Source organism: Massilia forsythiae (genome assembly GCF_012849555.1).
GTDB lineage: Bacteria > Pseudomonadota > Gammaproteobacteria > Burkholderiales > Burkholderiaceae_D > Telluria > Telluria forsythiae.
The window spans coordinates 2,263,923-2,281,856 of record NZ_CP051685.1; the positions used below are offsets into that span (position 1 = coordinate 2,263,923).

The following is a 17,934-nucleotide window of genomic DNA, read 5'->3' on the forward strand; positions in this document are numbered from 1 at the left end:
CGCCGGGCGGTTTTTTTGCGCGCAAGGCGGACAACGCGCAGCGCGCAACAAATAACGAGCAACGAGCAACGAGCAACGAGAACGGAGAACAACGGATGGACAAATTCTGGCTGACGTCGTACCAGGAAGGGGTGCCGGCGCACATCGACTGGACGCAGTACCGCTCCCTCACGCACCTGCTGGAAGAGGCGTTCCGCAAGTACGCGGACCGCCAGGCTTTCGCCTGCATGGGCAAGACCATCAGCTATGCCGAGCTGGACCGGATGTCGGGCCGCATGGCGGCCTGGCTGCAGCACCGCGGCCTGCAGCCGGGCGCGCGCGTGGCGATCATGCTGCCCAACGTGCTGCAATACCCGGTGGCGATGGCGGCCGTGCTGCGCGCCGGCTACACCATCGTCAACGTCAACCCGCTGTACACCGCGCGCGAGCTGCAGCACCAGCTGGTGGATTCCGGCGCCGAAGCCATCGTGGTGCTGGAAAACTTCGCGCACACGGTGGCCGAGGTGCTGCCGCATACCAGTCTCAAGCATGTGGTGGTGGGCAGCATGGGCGACCTGCTGGGCATCAAGGGGCCGCTGGTGAACTTCGTCGTGCGCACTGTGAAGAAGCTGGTGCCGGCGTGGTCGCTGCCGGGCGCGGTCGGCTTCAAGCGCATGCTGGCCGAGGGCGCGCGGCTTAGCCTGAAGCCGGTGGAAGCCGGGCACGACGACATCGCCTTTTTGCAGTACACCGGCGGCACCACCGGCATCTCCAAGGGCGCGGTGCTGCTGCACAGGCACGTGATCGCCAACGTGCTGCAGAACGAAGCCTGGTTCGGCCCGACCCTGGCCAAGCTGCAAGCCGGCGAGCAGCCGCAGTTCGCCTGCGCGCTGCCGCTGTACCACATCTATGCGTTGACGGTCTGCGCGCTGCTGGGCATGCGCATGGGCGGCATGAACCTCCTGATCCCGAACCCGCGCGACATCGGCGGCTTCATCAAGGAACTGAAGGGCTACCGCATCAACGTGTTCCCGGCCGTGAACACGCTGTACAACGGGCTGCTGAACCAGCCGGCCTTCGCCGACGTCGACTTTTCCGGCCTGCTGGTGTGCCCCGGCGGCGGCATGGCGGTGCAGAAGGCGGTGGCCGACAAATGGCTGGCGCTGACCGGCATCCCGATCGTCGAGGGCTACGGCCTGTCCGAGACTTCGCCGGTGGTGACCGCCAACCGCTGCGACATCACCGACTTCACCGGCACCATCGGCCTGCCGCTGCCGGATACCGAACTGTGCATCCTGGACGACGACGGCAACCGGGTGCCGTTCGGCACCTCCGGCGAGATCGCGGTGCGCGGCCCGCAAGTGATGGCCGGCTACTGGCAGCGTCCGGACGAGACCGCGAAGGTCATGACGCCGGACGGCTTCTTCAAGACCGGCGACATCGGCATCATGAACGAGCGCGGTTACACCCGCATCGTCGACCGCAAGAAGGACATGATCCTGGTCTCGGGCTTCAACGTGTACCCGAACGAGATCGAGGAAGTCTTGATGGCACACCCGGGCGTGCTGGAAGTGGCGTGCGTGGGCGTGCCCGACCAGAATTCCGGCGAAGCGGTCAAGCTGTACGTGGTGCGGCGCGACAAGGCGCTGTCCAAGGAAGACGTCACCGCCTACTGCAAGGAAAACCTGACCGGCTACAAGCGTCCCAAGTACGTCGAGTTCCGCGAGACGCTGCCCAAGACCAACGTCGGCAAGATCCTGCGGCGCGAACTGCGCGACGAGAAGCAGGCGGTCTGACCTTCCGGGCTACGCGCCACAAGCGGACGGGCCGCCACCGGGTTTTACAGTAGACTTGGAACCGGCACGGCAGGGTTGACTCTGCCGTGCCGGTTCCCGTCCACCCGCACCATCCCCGGAATTCCGATGCGCAGCCTGTTCGTCCTCCTTGCCGCCTGGACCGTCACGGTCCAACCCGCCGCGTTCGCCTACCAAGCGGCTGCGGACACCGGCGCGGTCGTGGTGACCCACCCGGCCAATCCCGCGCTGGTGCTGACGACCTCCGACGACATCCGCGTGTACACCCTGGACGAGCGCTCGGCGCAGCTGAAGGAGCGCCGCACTTCGATCCACCCCGGCCCGAACGAGGCGCTCGACACCCAGCCGCTGGAAGAGGTGCCGGACCGGTCGCGCCTGTTGGCCGCCTACCTGGACAGCTTGCTGGACTGCGGCGCCGGCGTGCAGCAGGCCACCATGGAACGCTGGATCCGCCAGCAGACCGCATCGAGCGACCAGACCGCGCGCCGCCTGGGCGACCTGGTGCTGCTGCCGCTCAAGCACGGCATGGTGATCGTGGCCAAGCAGGCCGGCAACCACGCCGTGGTCCTGCGCCGCAAGACCGGCAGCCGCCTGGCCGGCTCGCCGTGCGGCGCCGCCAACCGTTTCTATCGCGTCTCGCCCGACCGCCAGCGCCTGGCGCTGGTCTCGGAAAACGTGCGCGCGATCGACTTCACCGTCTCCACCGACGCCATCACCTGGGACCAGAAGGGCAGCGGCGCGATGGCGGTGCAGGTGTACGACCTGGGCGTGTCCGACAAGCCGCTGCTGTCCGCCGGCGGCGACGAGGAACCGCTGGACGTCTACCTGCCCGACGACGGCAACTGGCGCCTGCTCAGCGCCAGGAACGGCACCAACTGGTTCAATCCGCTCAATTGGGTGGCGGTGATCGGCGGCCACGCCGAACGGCGCTCGGACGTGTTCCTGAAGACCTACGACGCGTCGGGCATGGTGCTGGCCGTGGACAAGATCGCCGCCGGCATCGGCGTGGTGCAGGCGCGTTTCGTGGCGACGGCGCCGGTGCCGCAGCAGGAGCGCTAGCGCGTCGTGCTGTCCAGATAATCGTTACCGTTGCTTCAGCCAACGGCGTACGTTGCCTCATCCGCCCTCGATCCCCGCCTTGCCGTCCGCCACCCGGAACGCCGCCAGCTCGCGCACCGCACTATGCGCATCGTGCACGTCGTCCAGCCCCATGAAATGCGTCCGGGTTTCCTGTGGCGTGATCTCCAGCAGCATGTAGCCGCGCCGGTCGCTGCGCCCGTACTTGATGTGCGGATTGAGCGCCACCTGCGCCAGCGTGCGTTCCTGCGGGCGCGAACTGGAGGTGACCGAGGTGCCGACGAACTCGGTGGCCAGCACCGGGTTCGCCTTCGACACCGGCCGCGCGAAGTCGGCGCGCAGTTCGGTGGCGTAGAAGGTGTGGACGTCGCCGCCCAGCACCAGCGGATTGGTGGCGCTGCTGGCGGCCAACGTGTCCAGCAGGCGCCGCCGGGCGATCGGATAACCGTCCCAGCCGTCGGTCCAGAAGCGGCCGTCGCCGGGCGCCTGCACCGGCACCTGGCTGGAGCGCGCCATCAGGGTCTGCTGGGCCAGGATGTTCCAGCGCGCACGCGAGGAACGCAGGCCCTGCGCCAGCCAGGCTTCCTGCGCGCGCCCCAGCATGCTGCGGCCCGGGTCCAGCAGCGCCGGGCAGTCGCGCGGCGACGCGGACGACGAGCCGCCGGCGTTGGGACGCGGGCAAGCCTGCGCCGCGCGGTACTGGCGGTCGTCCAGCACGTGGAAGCGCGCCAGCCGGCCCCAGTCGACGCGCTGGAACATGCGCACGTCGTCGAAGCTGCGCGGCGGCGGCAGGCGCAGCGGCATGTGCTCGTAAAAGGCCTGGTAGGCGGCGGCGCGGCGCCGGGCGAAATCGGCGGACAGGCGCTCGTCGCGCAATGCGGCGTAATCGTTGGCGACCTCGTGGTCGTCCCAGGTCACGATCCAGGGGGCGGCCAGGTGCGCCGCCTGCAGGTCCGGGTCGGACTTGTACTGGGCGTAGCGGCGGCGGTAATCGTCCAGCGTAAACGACTCGTCCTGGCGCACCGCGCGCTGCGGATGCTGCAGGCGATAGGCGCCCCACTCGTAGATGTAGTCGCCGACAAAGGCGACCAGGTCGGGGTTGGCGGCGGCGATATGGCGGTGCGCGGCGTAGCTGCCGAATTCCCAGTGCTGGCACGATGCCACGGCCAGCTTGAGCAGGCCCGGCATGTCGTCCGGCGCCGGCGCGGTGCGGGTGCGCCCGGCCGGGCTGACCGCGTCGCCCAGCAGGAAGCGGTACCAGTACCAGCGCGCCGGCGCCAGGCCGGTGACGTTCACGCGCACGCTGTGCGCCAGCTCGGGCGTGGCGACGGCGGACCCGCGCGCGGCGATTTTTCTGAAACCCTCGTCGTGCGCGACTTCCCAGCGCAGCGGTACTGCCAGGCGCGGACTGGAACGCGCGTCGAGCGGATCGGGCAGGATGCGCGTCCACAGGATCACCGAATCGGGCAGCGGCGACCCGGAAGCGACGCCCAGGCCGAACGGGTAGCCGGCGCCGTTGGCCGGCGCCGCAGTCGCCACGTGCGTAGCGGAGAGGGCGGCGGCGAGCCGCGCGCCATGCAGCAGGAACAGGCGGCGCGCAGTCGGCGACGGCGGCGTCATCGGTGTCGGGTCTGGCTGTGGCGGGCTGGGTGCGCGCTCAATATGCGATCAGCGATTCCAGCGGCGGCAGCTGGCGCGGCTTGCGGTCCGGCCCGGTGGCCACGTAGGTCAGCGTCGCCTCGGTGACTTTCACGACGTCGGTCTGCAAGCGGTTGCGCTCGGCGTACACCTCGACGTAGACCGTGATCGAGGTATTGCCGACCTTGACCACGTCGGCGTAGAACGACAGCAGGTCGCCGACGAACACCGGTTCCTTGAACAGGAAGGAATTCACGGCGATGGTGGCCACGCGGCCGTTGGCGCGGCGCACCGCCGGCAGCGAGCCGGCCACGTCGACCTGCGCCATGATCCAGCCGCCGAACACGTCCCCGTAGACATTCGCATCGGCGGGGGAGGGCATCATCCGCAGCATCGGCATTTTTCCTTCGGGCAGGCGCAGGGACGAGGCGGTCGTGTTTTGTGGCTGGGTCATCTTGAATTCTCGGTAAAAGCTACAATCGTCCATTGAAACATAAATGGCCAAAACCTGTCATGCGACGCTCTCCCGGCAATCTCCCCCCACCAACCGACCCGAACGCCAAGCGCAACGACTGGGCCACGATCCGCACGCTGCTGCCCTACCTGTGGGTGTATAAATGGCGCGTGCTGGCGGCCGTGGTCTGCCTGGTTGGCGCCAAGATGGCCAACGTCGGCGTGCCGCTGGTGCTCAAGCGCCTGATCGACGCGCTCACCATCGATCCGAATCATCCGCATGCGCTGCTGGTGCTGCCGCTGGGCGCGCTGGTGGCCTACGGCGCGCTGCGCTTCTCGACCACGCTGTTCACGGAGCTGCGCGAGTTCCTGTTCGCGCGCGTGACCCAGCGCGCGGTGCGCACCATCGCGCTGCGTGTGTTCCGCCATTTGCACGCGCTGTCGCTGCGCTTTCACTTGAACCGCCAGACCGGCGGCATGACGCGCGACATCGAGCGCGGCACACGCGGCGTGAGTTCGCTGGTGTCCTACTCCCTGTTCTCGATCCTGCCGACGCTGGTCGAGATCACGCTGGTGCTGGGCTACCTGGCGCTGCACTACGACAAGTGGTTCTCGATCATCACCGGCGTGGCGCTGGTCACCTACATCACCTTCACCGTCAGCGTGACCGAGTGGCGCACCCATTTCAGGCGCACCATGAACGAGCTGGACTCGAAGGCGAATACCAAGGCCATCGATTCGCTGATCAACTACGAGACCGTCAAATATTTCGGCAACGAGGACTACGAAGCCAAGCGCTACGATGAGGGTTTGCAGCACTACGAGCGCGCCGCGGTGCGCTCGCAGACCTCGCTGTCGCTGCTCAACAGCGGCCAGTCGCTGATCATCGCCGCCGCCGTCACCGCCATCCTGTGGCGCGCCACGCAAGGCGTGATCGACAAGACCATGACGCTGGGCGACCTGGTGCTGGTGAATTCGTTCATGATCCAGCTGTACATCCCGCTGAACTTCCTGGGCGTGATCTACCGCGAGATCAAGCAGAGCCTGGCCGACATGGAACGCCTGTTCGGCCTGCTGGAGCAGCACCGCGAAGTGGCCGATGCGCCCGATGCGCAGCCGCTGGCCACGCAGGGTGCACGGGTCGAATTCGCGCACGTGGAATTCAGCTACGACCCCAAGCGGCAGATCCTGTTCGACGTCGATTTCACCATCCCGGCCGGCACCACCACCGCCGTAGTCGGCCACAGCGGTTCCGGCAAGTCGACCCTGTCGCGCCTGCTGTTCCGCTTTTATGACGTGCAGGCAGGAGCGATCCGCATCGACGGCCAGGACCTGCGCCACGTGAGCCAGGAATCGCTGCGCCACGCGATCGGCATCGTCCCGCAGGACACGGTGCTGTTCAACGACACCATCGAGTACAACATCGCCTACGGCCGCCCCGGCGCCGGGCACGACGAGGTGGTGGCGGCAGCGCGCGCGGCGTCCATCCACGACTTCATCGAAAGCCTGCCCGACGGCTATGCGACAATGGTGGGCGAGCGCGGCCTCAAACTGTCCGGCGGCGAGAAGCAGCGCGTGGCGATCGCGCGCACGCTGCTGAAGAACCCGGCGATCCTGATCTTCGACGAGGCCACGTCCGCGCTGGACTCGAAGTCGGAGCAGGCGATCCAGGCGCAGTTGAAGGAAATCGCCCGGCAGCGCACCACGCTGGTGATCGCGCACCGCCTGTCGACCATCGCCGACGCCGGCCAGATTCTGGTGCTGGACCACGGCCGCATCGTCGAGCGCGGCACGCACGCGGCGCTGATCGCGGCCGACGGCCTGTACCGGCAGATGTGGGACCGGCAGCAGGCCCGCCAGGACGAAGCGCTGGCGTCGCCGGAAACGATCGAACAAGACTAACGTAGGAAACCGAAAGCATGGACAAGCAGATCGTCGAGATCGACATGGCCGACGTCGGCCACGGCAATCCGGACTGGATCGCCGCGCTGGAAGCGGGCAAGGTGCTGTACTTCCCGAACTTCGGGTCGTTCGCGGGGGCCGGCTTTACGCCGCAGAAGGAAGAGCTGGCGCTGTTCAGGGAAGACATCCGCGACCCCAAGAGCCGCAACATCAGCCTGGATGCCGGCGGCAACCTGAAAGGCGCGGCCGGCGGCGACGATACCAAGGCGATGCTGGCCGGGATGATCGGGCGCTTCCGCGCCGAGGCCGAAGCGCTGCTGGGCAACCTGGTGCCGCGCTACGGCGACCACCTGCGCCGCGGCGCCACCAGCTTCCGCCCGTCGGTGGTGGAGACGCGCGTGCAATCCTGGCGCGCCGACGACAAGCGCATGCATGTGGACGCGTTCCCGTCGCGCCCGAATCGCGGCGAGCGCCTGCTGCGCGTGTTCACCAACGTCAACCTGGAAGGCGTGCCGCGCGTGTGGCGCGTGGGCGAGCCGTTCGAGGACGTGGCGCGCCGCTTCCTGCCGCTGACGAAACCGTATTCGGCCTGGCAGGCCAGGGTGCTGAACGCGCTCGGCGTCACCAAATCGCTGCGCAGCGAGTACGACCACCTGATGCTGCAGCTGCACGATGCGATGAAGGGCGACCTCGATTACCAGCAGAACGGCCCGCAGCTGACGTTCGGCTTTCCGCCGGGTTCGGCCTGGATCTGCTTCTCGGACCAGACGTCGCACGCGGCGATGTCGGGGCAGTACATGCTGGAGCACACGCTGCAATTGTCGCCGCTGCACCAGTACGACAAGCAATCGAGTCCGCTGGCCATTTTGAGCCGCTTGCAGGGGCATGCGCTGGTCTAAACGACGCCGGACGCGCCAATGAAAACGCCGCCTTCGAGGCGGCGTTTTTGCGTTGGTGTATCGGTTTCGTGTCCGAAGCGCGCGTGGACGGGATATCCGTCCACCCTAGGCATCAATACGTGTAAAACATCCGCTGGATCTCCTTGGTGCTGCCGGTCTTGGTCAGCGCCAGCATCAGCAGGATGCGCGCCTTTTGCGGATTCAAGGTATCCGACACCACGAAATCCAGCTGGTCGTCGTTGGCCTCGCCGTTGCGCGCCACGATGCCCTGGCCGACGCGGCTGGAGCGCACGACGATCACGCCTTTTTCGCGCGCGGCGGACAGGGCCGGGCGCACCTTGGCTGGCAGGCTGCCGTCGCCCACGCCCGCATGCACCAGACCCCTGGCGCCGGCCGCCACCAGCGCGTTCACCGCCACCGGGCCGACGTTGGCGTAGGTGTAGGCGATGTCGACCTGCGGCAGCGCGTTCAGGCTGCTCACGTCGAACTCGGTGTCCGCGGTGTGCTTGCGCAGCGCCGCGCGATAGAAATGCGGCTGGCCGGCGATCACGTAGCCCAGCATGCCCAGTTCCGGCGTCTTGAAGGTGTCGGTGGTGGTAGTGTTGGTCTTGGTGACGTCGCGCGCGGCGTTGATCTGGTCGTTCATCACCACCAGCACGCCCTTGCCGACCGCGTCCTGGCTGCCGGCCGTGATGACGGCGTTGTACAGGTTGATCGGGCCGTCGGCCGACATCGCGGTGGACGGGCGCATCGAGCCGACCAGCACCACCGGCTTCCTGCTCTTGACCACCAGGTCGAGGAAGTAGGCGGTTTCTTCCAGCGTGTCGGTGCCGTGGGTGATGACGATGCCGTCCACGTCCGGCTTGGCCAGCAGCGCGTTGACGCGCTTGGCCAGCGCCAGCCACTGTTCGTTGCCCATGTTTTCGCTGGCGATCTGGAAGACCTGCTCGCCGCTGACGTGCGCCACTTTTTGAAGTTCCGGCACTGCCTTGATCAGGGTGTCGACGCCGACCGTGGCGGCGGTATAGCCGACCGTGGTGGTGCTGGTGGCGCCGGTGCCGGCGATGGTGCCGCCGGTGGCCAGGATGGTCACGTTGGGCAGTTTCATATTGGCGGCGGTTTGCGCCTGGGCGGTCGCCATGGCGGCGGCCAGGCCGAACGCTGCCAGCAGCGCCCGGGTAGAGGTCAGAGAGGGCATACGGTTTCCTTGGGAATAAACATCAAAACGTCGTCCCCGCGCAGGCGGGGACCCATGCTGAGTAACCGAAGTCTCGATCCTGCAATCGATCGAATCAATTCAACTGCTCCGGCTTCGGTGGCGATGTATGGGTTCCCGCCTGCGCGGGAACGACGGCTCATAAAAAAAGGCTTTCCAATCACGGAAAGCCCCGGGTTCGTGCAGCGCCCGCTCAGCGCAGCGGCGCGGTCGCGATGTCCTTGCCGGCCAACGCCGGGTCGGTCAGTTCGCCTTCCCACTTCGCCACCACGGCGGTGGCGATGCCGTTGCCGATGACGTTGGTGGCCGAGCGGCCCATGTCGAGGAAGTGGTCGATGCCGAGCAGCAGCAGCAGGCCGGCTTCCGGGATGTGGAACTGGTTAAGGGTGGCGGCGATGACGACCAGCGAGGCACGCGGCACGCCGGCCATGCCCTTCGAGGTCAGCATCAGCACCAGCATCATGGTCAGCTGGGTGGACAGCGGCACCTCGATGCCGTAGGCCTGGGCGATGAACAGGGTGGCGAAGGTGCAGTACATCATCGAGCCGTCCAGGTTGAACGAGTACCCGATCGGCAGCACGAAGGCGGCCAGGCGGTTTTTCACCCCGAAGCGCTCCAGGCCTTCCAGCGTCTTCGGAAAGGCCGCTTCCGACGAGGCGCAAGTGAATGCCAGGATGGTCGGCTCGCGCAGTTCGGCCAGCAACCTGGTGATGCGCGGGCCGACGAACAGCGCGCCGATCGCGATCAGGAGCACCCACAGCAGGATGATGCCGAGGTAGAACTCGCCCATGAACTTGCCGTAGGTCGCCAGCACGCCGACGCCGCTCTCGGCGATCACGGCGGCCACCGCGGCGAACACCGCGAACGGCGCGAAGTTCATCACGTAGCCGGTCACCTTCAGCATCACGTGGGCGGCGCCGTCGATGGCGTCGATCAGCGGAGCGGCGCGCGCGCCCACGGCGGCGGCGCCGGTGCCGAAGAAGATCGAGAAGATCACGATCTGCAGGATCTCGTTCTTGGCCATGCCGTCCACGATCGAGGTCGGCACCAGGTGCGAGATGAAATCCTTCAGCGTCAGTCCGGAAGCAGTGATGCCGGACGAGGTGCCGGTCGAGGGCAGGCTTGCCGACAGCGCCATCGCGTCGCCGGGGCGGAACAGGTTCACCAGGATCAGGCCCAGGGTCAGCGACAGGATGGAAGCGATGACGAACCAGCCGAGCGCCTTGACGCCGATGCGGCCGACCTCCTTGGCGTCGCCCATCTTGGCGATGCCGACCACCAGCGTGGAAAACACCAGCGGCGCGATGATCATCTTGATCAGGCGGAGGAACAGCGTGGTGACCAGCGACAGCGTGTCCGCGAAGCCCTTGGGGTTGGACAGGCTGACGTTGGCGACATAGCCGGCGGCGATGCCCAGCACCAGGCCCACGATGATGTAGGTGGTGAGGCGGTTTCGATTGTTCATAGGGCTTCCTCTGGTGTGGGCGGCGCGGCGGTCGGCGGGAGATCGTCCGTACCGGACCGGGCGATCCAGGACAGGATCTCGGGCAAAATAGGGTGGTTTCGCGCGGTCTGTCCCGATACTGATGATATTGACAAGCCCCGCAGTATCCTTGTGCTTGTTGGTGCTGTCAAGCACGCTCAAGGCCTTGTAAATAAACGACAATAGCGCACGCCGGCGACCCGCCGCGCATACCTGAAAGCGGCCAGAGAATGATCGAAATCGACAACGTCAGCAAGTGGTACGGCGCCGCCAGGGTGCTCGACGGCTGCAGCACGCGGGTGGCGCGCGGCGAGGTGGTGGTGGTGTGCGGACCGTCCGGTTCCGGCAAGTCGACCCTGATCAAGACCGTCAACGGCCTCGAGCCGTTCCAGGAAGGCGCGATCCGCGTCGACGGCGTGTCGGTCGGTGCGCCGCAAACGGACCTGCCGGCGCTGCGTGCGCGCATCGGCATGGTGTTCCAGAACTTCGAGCTGTTCCCGCACCTGTCGGTGCGCGACAACCTGACCCTGGCCCAGGTGAAGGTACGCAAGCGCGGGCGCGCCGAGGCGAGCGCCAAGGGCCTGCACTACCTGGAGCGGGTCGGCCTGCTGGCGCACCAGGACAAGTTCCCGCACCAGCTCTCGGGCGGCCAGCAGCAGCGCGTGGCGATCGCGCGCGCGCTGGCGATGGACCCGGTCGCCATGCTGTTCGACGAGCCGACCTCGGCCCTCGACCCGGAGATGGTGGGCGAGGTGCTGGAGGTGATGGGCGGCCTGGCGCAGGACGGCATGACCATGATGGTCGTGACCCACGAGATGGGCTTCGCGCGCCGGGTGGCCGACCGCGTGGTGTTCATGGATGGCGGGCGCATCGTCGAGGAGGGCGCGGCCGCCGCCTTTTTCGACGCGCCCGCTTCCAGCCGGGCGCGCGAATTCCTGGCGCGGATCGTGCGCTAGCCTCGGCGGCGGCGCATGCCGTACAGCCCCGCCAGGCCGAGACCGAACAGCGCCAGCGAGGCCGGTTCCGGCACCTCCGCCGCTTGCACCTCGGCGAGCAGGCGCCAGCCGTTCAGGACGCCGCTGTCGCCGGCTTCCATGTCGCTCACGCTCAGGGTCCAGTCGCCGAAGATGTCCTGGCCGTTGAACGCCGCCAGCGCTTCCTGCGGACGGAAGGCGCCGCTGTACGGCGCGTAGGCATAGCCGGCGTCGATGGCGACCGGCGCGCCGTCGTCGAACAGCGTGCCGGCGTAGTCGGCGCCGCCCGAGCCGCCGTTGCGGTTCGACAGCAGCACGGTAATACCGCCATGCGACAGCGCCAGCACCAGGTCGGCATCCCACGAGTGGGTGATGTTGATCAGGGCGTCGATGTCGCGCACCGTGCCGTGGCTGGCGATGCCGATGCTGGAGCGGGTGGTCGACAAGTCGTCGATGGCGAGCGGCAGGCCGGCGGCGCCGATGGCAAGCGATGTGGCGCCGGCGCTGGACAGGGCAAGGGCGAGCAGGGCGGCGACAGCAAAATGGATCGGTTTGAAGGTCATGATAATCCGTATAAACGATATGGATGCTTGGCGAACGATCAAGGCGTCTTGATCAGGTCCATGGCGTCGAACGAATATGCCGGGGTCAGCCACTTCGAGGTACTGGTCGAGCCGCTGACCACGTTGATCTTGAGGGTGTTGGCGCCGGCCACCAGGGCGCTGGCCGGGATCGTGTAGTCGTAGACGACGTTGCGGGCGCGGTAGGTGCCGACCGTCATGGTGCGGGTCGAGGGCTGGGCGGGCGGGAACACGTCGCCCGACTGCGAGCCGACGTAGCCCGAGGTCCAGCCGTTTACCGAGATCTGCGGCCGCCCGCCGGCCTGGGCGGTGGTGACGCCGATGCGGAAGCGGTATGTGGACGCCGTGGAAACCTGGCTCGGCTTGAGCGTGAAATTGACCACGATCGGCCCTGGCGGGGCGGACGTGAGGCCTTTCCACTGGTAGGCCGGCATGTGCAGCCCCGGCTTCGAATCGCCGACCACGTACGGGTTGGCGGCGGTGGCGCTGCCCCACCAGTCGGCCATGCGCACGTCCTGCGGATGCATCCTGGTCAGCTTGTCGCCGTTGAGGAATTCGGTTGGCGTGCCATCCCATTCGCCGATGCGGAACAGGGCCGTGGTCAGGCTCGGGTCGCCCTTGGCCAGGTGCCACTTGCCGCGCGGGTCGTCGGCCGGGTTGAGCGGGTCGGCGCCGATGGTCAGCGCCGGCACGATGTTGGTGGTGCCGGGCGTGACCGTCACCTGGCTGGTGGCGACCGCCAGTTCGTTCTTGTACACCGTCATCGTGTAGTCGCCCGGGATGACGCCGGCGACGGTGGCGTTGCCGTCGTTGGCGGCGGCGTCTCCCCAGTACTGCGCAGTGGCGTTGGCCAGGCCGACCGTGTAATTGAACGCCGCGTTGCGGCCGTAGATGGCCGGCACGAACACGGCGCCGCGCCCGCTTGGCGCCACGTAGCCGAGCAGGTTCATCTTCGCAAACCACGCGGTGTCGACCGGCGCCGGCGCGGCGCCGTTGGTGAAGGCGATGGTATAGCCGTTCAGGCGGTTCAACCTGAAACCTTCGGTCTGGCCTTCGCCGTAGTTGACGATGTAGGTGATTTCGTTGTTGGTGCTGGTGATCTGGTTCAGCAGGCTGCGGTAGAACGGTCCGCCCGAGCCGCCTTCGTTATTGTCGCGCACGATCCACATGCCGATGCCGGGACCGGTGCCGCCGATGTAATTCCAGTCCTTCAGGCGCATGTTGGAATAGTGCTTGGAGCGGGTCTCGCCGGCCAGCGCGCCGCTGGTGATGCCGAACACGTCGCCCGACTCGATCGCGCCGCTGGTGCCGCGCAGGTCGTCGGGCCAGGTGCCGTTCGGGAAGGCGCCGCCCGGCGTACCGGCCGCGGTGCCCGAAGGCAGCACGCCGATCGGCACGCGCGCGATGAAGCGCACCAGATTCAGGGTATTCGGCTCGCCGGTGAAATAGGTGCCCATGTAGATCTTCGGATCGCCCCTTTTCGCCATGTAGTAATGGGTCAGCTTGCCGCTGGCGCCGCCGTCGCTGGTGATGGTGACCTTGATGTAGTCGCTGGCGGCGACCACGCCGTTGTTGGCGCTCGATGCCGGCGTCGGCACGCCGTTGGCATTCACCGCTTCGGCCGTCACGCCCACGGCCGAGACGCCGCTGTACAGGTAGTCGGCGCCGCTGTTGAGCTGCGTCCCGCGCGCCTGGTCGGCGTATTCGACGCCGTTGTAGCGTAGGCTCGAAATGTCGCCGGCGGACTGGGTGCTGCTGCCGTTGTCGTAGGCGCGGATCGTGAACACCAGGCCGGCGTCGGTGTCGATGGTGTAGAAGGTCGGCTGGTTGGCCACGCCGCCGACAGTGCCGGTGGTAGTGGTGATGCTGAACGCCGCCTGGGCATCGACGCTTGCAGCGGCGCACAGCGCGAACAGGGCGCAGCCGTGCGCCAAGGCCTTGTACCGAGGTGTCTTCATCTTGTCTCCGTTGGTTGTTATCGATGGATCACAGCCGATCGTCCAGCAGGTTCCCACGATGCTGCGGGGCGTGCCGGCGGCGGGATGAAATAATCAACTTGGGGATTGTTTGGCGCTGCTTGCGTGGCCGCTTTGTTACAGATTGCGCAGCACCAGGCTGGCGCCTCCGGCGATCAGCGCCAGCCAGATCGCCTGCACCACGCGCTCGGCCGGCAGGCGCTGGTGCAGGCGGTTGCCGAGGTACAGGCCGAGCAGCGCGAACGGTAGCAGCAGCCCTGCCAGCGGCAGCAGGGCGTCCTGGCGGTACAGCCCGGCGCCGGAAAACAGCGCCAGGCGTCCCAGCGCGCTGATGAACAGCACGCCGCCGATGGTGGCGCGCAGGACCAGCTTGTCCTGCAAACGCCGCGTCAGGTAGATCGTGTAGAACGGACCGCCGACGCCGAAGGTGGCGGTGAAGAAGCCGCCGGCGGTGCCGAACAGGACCACCCAGGCGGCGCCGAGCGGACGCGGGGCGCCGCGCCGCAACAGGCTCCACGACGCGTAGCACAGCAGCGACGCACCCAGCACCAGCAGCAGGATACGTTCCGGCGTGCGCACCAGCGTGACCACCCCGAGCCCCATCCCGGCCGCCAGGCAAGGCAGGATGCGCAGTACTTCGCGGCGCGCGATCGCCCGCCGGTTGCGCAGGCCCAGCAGCACGCTGGCGGTCAGGTCGTACAGCAGCATTAGCGGCACCGCCATGTGCAGCGAAATCGCCTGCGCCAGCAGCGGGATGGCGGTGATGCCGGCGCCGAAGCCGGTCAGGCCGAACACGGTGTAGGCGAACACGATGATGGCCGCCAGCGGGGCGAGCGTGCCGAAGTCGAATGCCATGCCATCCTTTCGCGCGCCGCACGCGCGGCCGCCGTCGATTGTAGCGCCGCCCGGCCTGGCGCGTGCCGCCCATGCCCGCTGCGGGTAGAATGTCGGGGTCCGCAATCCGAGAGCCGTCATGTCCACCATCGCATCCCCAGACAGCATTACCCTCATCCGTCCCGACGACTGGCACCTGCACCTGCGCGACGGCGCGGCGCTGGCCAGCGTGCTGCCGCACAGCGTGCGCCAGTTCGCGCGCGCCATCGTCATGCCGAACCTGAAGCTGCCGGTCACGACGGTCGCGCTGGCCGCCGCCTACCGCGAGCGCATCCTGGCGGCGCTGCCGCCGGGGATGGCATTCGAACCGTTGATGACGCTGTACCTGACCGACAATACCGACCCGGACGAAATCCGCCGCGCCCAGGACAGCGGTTTCATCCACGCCGTAAAACTGTACCCGGCCGGCGCCACCACCAACTCGGCCGCCGGCGTGACCGACCTGCGCAAGTGCTATCAAACGCTGGAAGTCATGCAGGAAACCGACATGCCGCTGCTGGTGCATGGCGAAGTCACCGACAACGAGATCGACCTGTTCGACCGCGAAGCCGTGTTCATCGAGCGCGTGATGCGTCCGCTGCGCCGCGACTTCCCGGAACTCAAGATCGTGTTCGAGCACATCACCACGCGCGACGCCGCCCAGTACGTGGCCGAAGCCGAAGGCCCGATCGCGGCCACCATCACCGCGCACCACCTGCTGTACAACCGCAACGAGATCTTCCGCGGCGGCATCCGGCCGCATTACTACTGCCTGCCGGTGCTCAAGCGCGAGGAGCACCGCCTGGCGCTGGTCACCGCCGCCACCAGCGGCGACGAACGCTTCTTCCTCGGCACCGATTCGGCGCCGCACGCGGTGCACGCCAAGGAAGCGTCGTGCGGCTGCGCCGGCTGCTACACCGCGCTGCACGCGATGGAGCTGTACGCCACCGCCTTCGACCAGGCCGGCGCGCTGGATAAATTGGAAGCCTTCGCCAGCCTGAACGGCCCGAATTTCTACGGCCTGCCGGTCAACGGGGGCACGATCACCCTGCAGCGCGAAAGCTGGACCCTGCCGGCCACCGTGCCGATGGGCGAGCACGAGCTGGTGCCGCTGAACGCCGGCGAGCAGGTCGGCTGGAAGATGCGGTAAGCGGGGCGCGAGCGGTGTTCGCGCAGATCGACTGGCGCCGCCCGTGGTACAACACGGTGCGGCCCGCCTTCGACAGCCTTGAGCCAAGCGGCGCCGGCCATCCGATCGGCCGCATCGTCGGCGACGGCGGGCGCACCGGACCCTTCATCGACGCCTTCAACGCCAATGCCGCGCGCCTGGGACTGGTGAACCACCGCGGCCAGCCGCTGCGCTTCGTGCCGCAGGCGGCGCTGCCGCCGGACACGGCCTACGAGGAATTCATCGGCGCCACGGGCGGCGTGCCGACGCGCGACAACCTGCACGACTTCTTCAACGGCCTGGTGTGGCAGACCTTCCCGCGCATCAAGCGCGAACTGAACGCGCTGCAGGCGGCGCAGATCGCCGCCGCCGGTGTCGGTAAATCGCGCGGGCCGGCGCGCGACGCCGCCACCATCTTCGACGAGAACGCCGCGCTGCTGGTGGTGCGCGACGATGGGGAAGGGCGCGCGCTGGTCGACGCGTTGCGCGCGCACGAATGGCTGGACGCGTTGCTGATGCGGCGCGCCCTGTTCGGCCCGGCCGCCCAGGCCTGGCTGTTTGGCCACGCGCTAATGGAGAAACTGGTGGCGCCGCGCCCGGCGATCACCGCGCACACGCGCGTGCTGTTCGCCGACGCCGGCTGGTTCGCCCTGCCGTGGGACGAGCGGCGCGACTGGATCGACCGCAGCGTGGCGACGGCGCTGGCGGCCGAAGGCGTGAGCAATGCCGCCTTCACCCCGCTGCAGGTACTGGGCGTACCGGGCTGGTGGCCCGATCAAGACGCCGCCTTCTATGCCGACCGATCGGTGTTCCGGCCCAGGCGCCAGCCGCAGCCGGCCGGTTCCAGCCACAACAAATACAACCAGGAGAACACATGACAGCAAGCGTACGATGGGGCATCCTCGGCACCGGCCGGATCGCCCGGGATTTTGCCAACGCCCTCAAGGACGTGCCGGATGCGGTGCTGGCCGGCGTCGGCTCGCGCAGCCTGGACAGCGCACGGTCGTTCACCGACGAATTCGGCGGCGCCGCCTACGGCAGCTATGAAGCACTGGTGGCGGCCGGCGACATCGACCTGGTCTACGTCGGCACCCCGCACCCGGCCCACGCCGGCAACGTGCGCCTGGCGCTGGAAGCCGGCAAGGGCGTGCTGTGCGAAAAGCCGTTCACGCTCAACCGGCGCGAGGCGGAGCCGCTGGTGGCGCTGGCGCGCGATAAAAAGCTGTTCCTGATGGAGGCGATGTGGACGCGCTTCATGCCGGCGCTGGCCGAAGTGCGCCGCATCGTCGCTTCCGGCGAAATCGGCGCCGTGAGCCAGCTGTCGGCCGACTTCGGTTTTACTTCCGACGCCGGCCCCGAGCACCGCCTGTTCGACCCGGCGCTGGGCGGCGGCGCGTTGCTGGACATCGGTATCTACCCGCTGTCGATCGCGGCGGCGCTGCTGGGACCGGTGGAATCGGTGCTGGCGCAAGCCGCGATCGGCCCTACCGGCGTCGACGAGCAGACCACTTTCCTGCTCAGGCACCGCGGCGGCGGCCTGTCCACCTGCGCCTGCTCGCTGCGGGCGCGCACGCCGGGCGAGCTGACCCTGTCCGGCGCACTCGGCCACGTGCGCATGAACGGCATGTTCCACCGCGCCCGCAACGTGACCGTGACCACGGCCGCCGGCGCGCGCACGGTGGAGACGCCGTATCTCGGCAACGGCTACGTGCACGAGGTGATCGAGGCCCAGCGCTGCTGGCGAGAAGGCCTGGTCGAAAGCCCGGGCATGCCGCACGACGAGACGCTGGCGCTGATGGGCGTGATGGACGCCATCCGGCGCCAGGTCGGCGTGCAGTATGCAGCCGATGCCGCCGACGCCGTTGCCTGACGAATCAACGATGAACCACAAGGAGAACCCC

At 67.8% G+C, this 17,934-nt stretch carries 15 protein-coding genes; 8 read left to right on the forward strand and 7 right to left on the reverse strand.

Annotated elements, in window-relative coordinates:
• Positions 1 to 95 precede the first annotated feature (95 nt).
• Entirely contained in the window at positions 96 to 1,775 is a 1,680-nt protein-coding gene (locus HH212_RS09780; RefSeq protein WP_170202303.1) for a long-chain-fatty-acid--CoA ligase, read from the forward strand.
• A gap of 126 nt (positions 1,776 to 1,901) precedes the next feature.
• Positions 1,902 to 2,852 carry a hypothetical protein gene (locus HH212_RS09785; RefSeq protein WP_170202304.1) on the forward strand — a complete coding sequence of 317 codons (951 nt, stop codon included), beginning with the start codon at positions 1,902 to 1,904 and terminating at the stop codon, positions 2,850 to 2,852.
• A 57-nt stretch (positions 2,853 to 2,909) separates the two neighbouring features.
• Here the strand turns inward: HH212_RS09785 and HH212_RS09790 are convergent, their stop codons facing one another.
• Together HH212_RS09790 and HH212_RS09795 are read right to left on the reverse strand one after the other, a co-directional pair.
• Positions 2,910 to 4,490 carry an alkaline phosphatase D family protein gene (locus HH212_RS09790; protein WP_170202305.1) on the reverse strand — a complete coding sequence of 527 codons (1,581 nt, stop codon included), beginning with the start codon at positions 4,488 to 4,490 and terminating at the stop codon, positions 2,910 to 2,912.
• 37 nt (positions 4,491 to 4,527) lie between these two features.
• Entirely contained in the window at positions 4,528 to 4,962 is a 435-nt protein-coding gene (locus HH212_RS09795; protein WP_170202306.1) for an acyl-CoA thioesterase, read from the reverse strand.
• A gap of 59 nt (positions 4,963 to 5,021) precedes the next feature.
• Between HH212_RS09795 and HH212_RS09800 the strand changes: the two genes are divergently transcribed.
• Together HH212_RS09800 and kdoO are read left to right on the forward strand one after the other, a co-directional pair.
• On the forward strand, positions 5,022 to 6,863 hold the full coding sequence (locus HH212_RS09800; protein ID WP_170202307.1) for an ABCB family ABC transporter ATP-binding protein/permease: 1,842 nt from the start codon (positions 5,022 to 5,024) through the stop codon (positions 6,861 to 6,863).
• 17 nt (positions 6,864 to 6,880) lie between these two features.
• Positions 6,881 to 7,762: a Kdo hydroxylase KdoO gene (kdoO, locus tag HH212_RS09805; RefSeq protein WP_170202308.1), complete on the forward strand. Its 882-nt coding sequence runs from the start codon at positions 6,881 to 6,883 to the stop codon at positions 7,760 to 7,762.
• Positions 7,763 to 7,874: 112 nt separating this feature from the next.
• Here kdoO and HH212_RS09810 read toward each other — a convergent pair whose 3' ends face one another.
• Entirely contained in the window at positions 7,875 to 8,960 is a 1,086-nt protein-coding gene (locus HH212_RS09810; protein ID WP_170202309.1) for a type II asparaginase, read from the reverse strand.
• A 211-nt stretch (positions 8,961 to 9,171) separates the two neighbouring features.
• Positions 9,172 to 10,443 (reverse strand): dicarboxylate/amino acid:cation symporter, encoded by a 1,272-nt coding sequence (locus HH212_RS09815; RefSeq protein ID WP_170202310.1) that lies wholly within the window; start codon positions 10,441 to 10,443, stop codon positions 9,172 to 9,174.
• A gap of 248 nt (positions 10,444 to 10,691) precedes the next feature.
• Between HH212_RS09815 and HH212_RS09820 the strand changes: the two genes are divergently transcribed.
• Positions 10,692 to 11,417: an amino acid ABC transporter ATP-binding protein gene (locus HH212_RS09820; RefSeq protein WP_170202311.1), complete on the forward strand. Its 726-nt coding sequence runs from the start codon at positions 10,692 to 10,694 to the stop codon at positions 11,415 to 11,417.
• Here the strand turns inward: HH212_RS09820 and HH212_RS09825 are convergent.
• From HH212_RS09825 to HH212_RS09835, 3 genes are all read right to left on the reverse strand, one after another.
• The gene (locus tag HH212_RS09825) at positions 11,414 to 11,998 is read right to left on the reverse strand and encodes a PEP-CTERM sorting domain-containing protein (RefSeq protein ID WP_170202312.1); all 585 of its coding nucleotides are present in this window, start codon (positions 11,996 to 11,998) and stop codon (positions 11,414 to 11,416) included. The two genes, HH212_RS09820 and HH212_RS09825, sit on opposite strands and share 4 nt — an antisense overlap.
• A 38-nt stretch (positions 11,999 to 12,036) precedes the next feature.
• Positions 12,037 to 13,974, reverse strand: coding sequence for a rhamnogalacturonan lyase B N-terminal domain-containing protein (locus HH212_RS09830; protein WP_170202313.1), 1,938 nt, complete (start codon positions 13,972 to 13,974; stop codon positions 12,037 to 12,039).
• A 135-nt stretch (positions 13,975 to 14,109) separates the two neighbouring features.
• Positions 14,110 to 14,847, reverse strand: a complete 738-nt coding sequence (locus HH212_RS09835; protein WP_170202314.1) for a sulfite exporter TauE/SafE family protein — start codon at positions 14,845 to 14,847, stop codon at positions 14,110 to 14,112.
• Positions 14,848 to 14,965: 118 nt separating this feature from the next.
• Here HH212_RS09835 and pyrC point away from each other — a divergent pair, with 118 nt between their 5' ends.
• The 3 genes from pyrC to HH212_RS09850 are packed head-to-tail and all read left to right on the forward strand — an operon-like array spanning position 14,966 to position 17,903.
• Complete coding sequence (gene pyrC, locus HH212_RS09840) at positions 14,966 to 16,015, forward strand: dihydroorotase (RefSeq protein WP_170202315.1); 1,050 nt, start codon at positions 14,966 to 14,968, stop codon at positions 16,013 to 16,015.
• 14 nt (positions 16,016 to 16,029) lie between these two features.
• Positions 16,030 to 16,911 carry a DUF3025 domain-containing protein gene (locus HH212_RS09845; protein WP_170202316.1) on the forward strand — a complete coding sequence of 294 codons (882 nt, stop codon included), beginning with the start codon at positions 16,030 to 16,032 and terminating at the stop codon, positions 16,909 to 16,911.
• On the forward strand, positions 16,908 to 17,903 hold the full coding sequence (locus HH212_RS09850) for a Gfo/Idh/MocA family protein (RefSeq protein WP_170202317.1): 996 nt from the start codon (positions 16,908 to 16,910) through the stop codon (positions 17,901 to 17,903). The genes HH212_RS09845 and HH212_RS09850 overlap by 4 nt, the downstream gene beginning before the upstream one ends.
• Positions 17,904 to 17,934: the final 31 nt, after the last annotated feature.

Bases quoted from the DNA above. Each gene is read 5' to 3' on its own strand.
- kdoO (WP_170202308.1), top strand. From the start codon at position 6,881: ATGGACAAGCAGATCGTCGAGATCGACATGGCCGACGTCGGCCACGGC.
- HH212_RS09835 (WP_170202314.1), bottom strand. From the start codon at position 14,847: ATGGCATTCGACTTCGGCACGCTCGCCCCGCTGGCGGCCATCATCGTG.
- HH212_RS09785 (WP_170202304.1), top strand. From the start codon at position 1,902: ATGCGCAGCCTGTTCGTCCTCCTTGCCGCCTGGACCGTCACGGTCCAA.
- HH212_RS09810 (WP_170202309.1), bottom strand. From the start codon at position 8,960: ATGCCCTCTCTGACCTCTACCCGGGCGCTGCTGGCAGCGTTCGGCCTG.
- HH212_RS09800 (WP_170202307.1), top strand. From the start codon at position 5,022: ATGCGACGCTCTCCCGGCAATCTCCCCCCACCAACCGACCCGAACGCC.
- HH212_RS09830 (WP_170202313.1), bottom strand. From the start codon at position 13,974: ATGAAGACACCTCGGTACAAGGCCTTGGCGCACGGCTGCGCCCTGTTC.
- HH212_RS09780 (WP_170202303.1), top strand. From the start codon at position 96: ATGGACAAATTCTGGCTGACGTCGTACCAGGAAGGGGTGCCGGCGCAC.
- HH212_RS09825 (WP_170202312.1), bottom strand. From the start codon at position 11,998: ATGACCTTCAAACCGATCCATTTTGCTGTCGCCGCCCTGCTCGCCCTT.
- pyrC (WP_170202315.1), top strand. From the start codon at position 14,966: ATGTCCACCATCGCATCCCCAGACAGCATTACCCTCATCCGTCCCGAC.
- HH212_RS09820 (WP_170202311.1), top strand. From the start codon at position 10,692: ATGATCGAAATCGACAACGTCAGCAAGTGGTACGGCGCCGCCAGGGTG.
- HH212_RS09815 (WP_170202310.1), bottom strand. From the start codon at position 10,443: ATGAACAATCGAAACCGCCTCACCACCTACATCATCGTGGGCCTGGTG.
- HH212_RS09790 (WP_170202305.1), bottom strand. From the start codon at position 4,490: ATGACGCCGCCGTCGCCGACTGCGCGCCGCCTGTTCCTGCTGCATGGC.
- HH212_RS09795 (WP_170202306.1), bottom strand. From the start codon at position 4,962: ATGACCCAGCCACAAAACACGACCGCCTCGTCCCTGCGCCTGCCCGAA.
- HH212_RS09850 (WP_170202317.1), top strand. From the start codon at position 16,908: ATGACAGCAAGCGTACGATGGGGCATCCTCGGCACCGGCCGGATCGCC.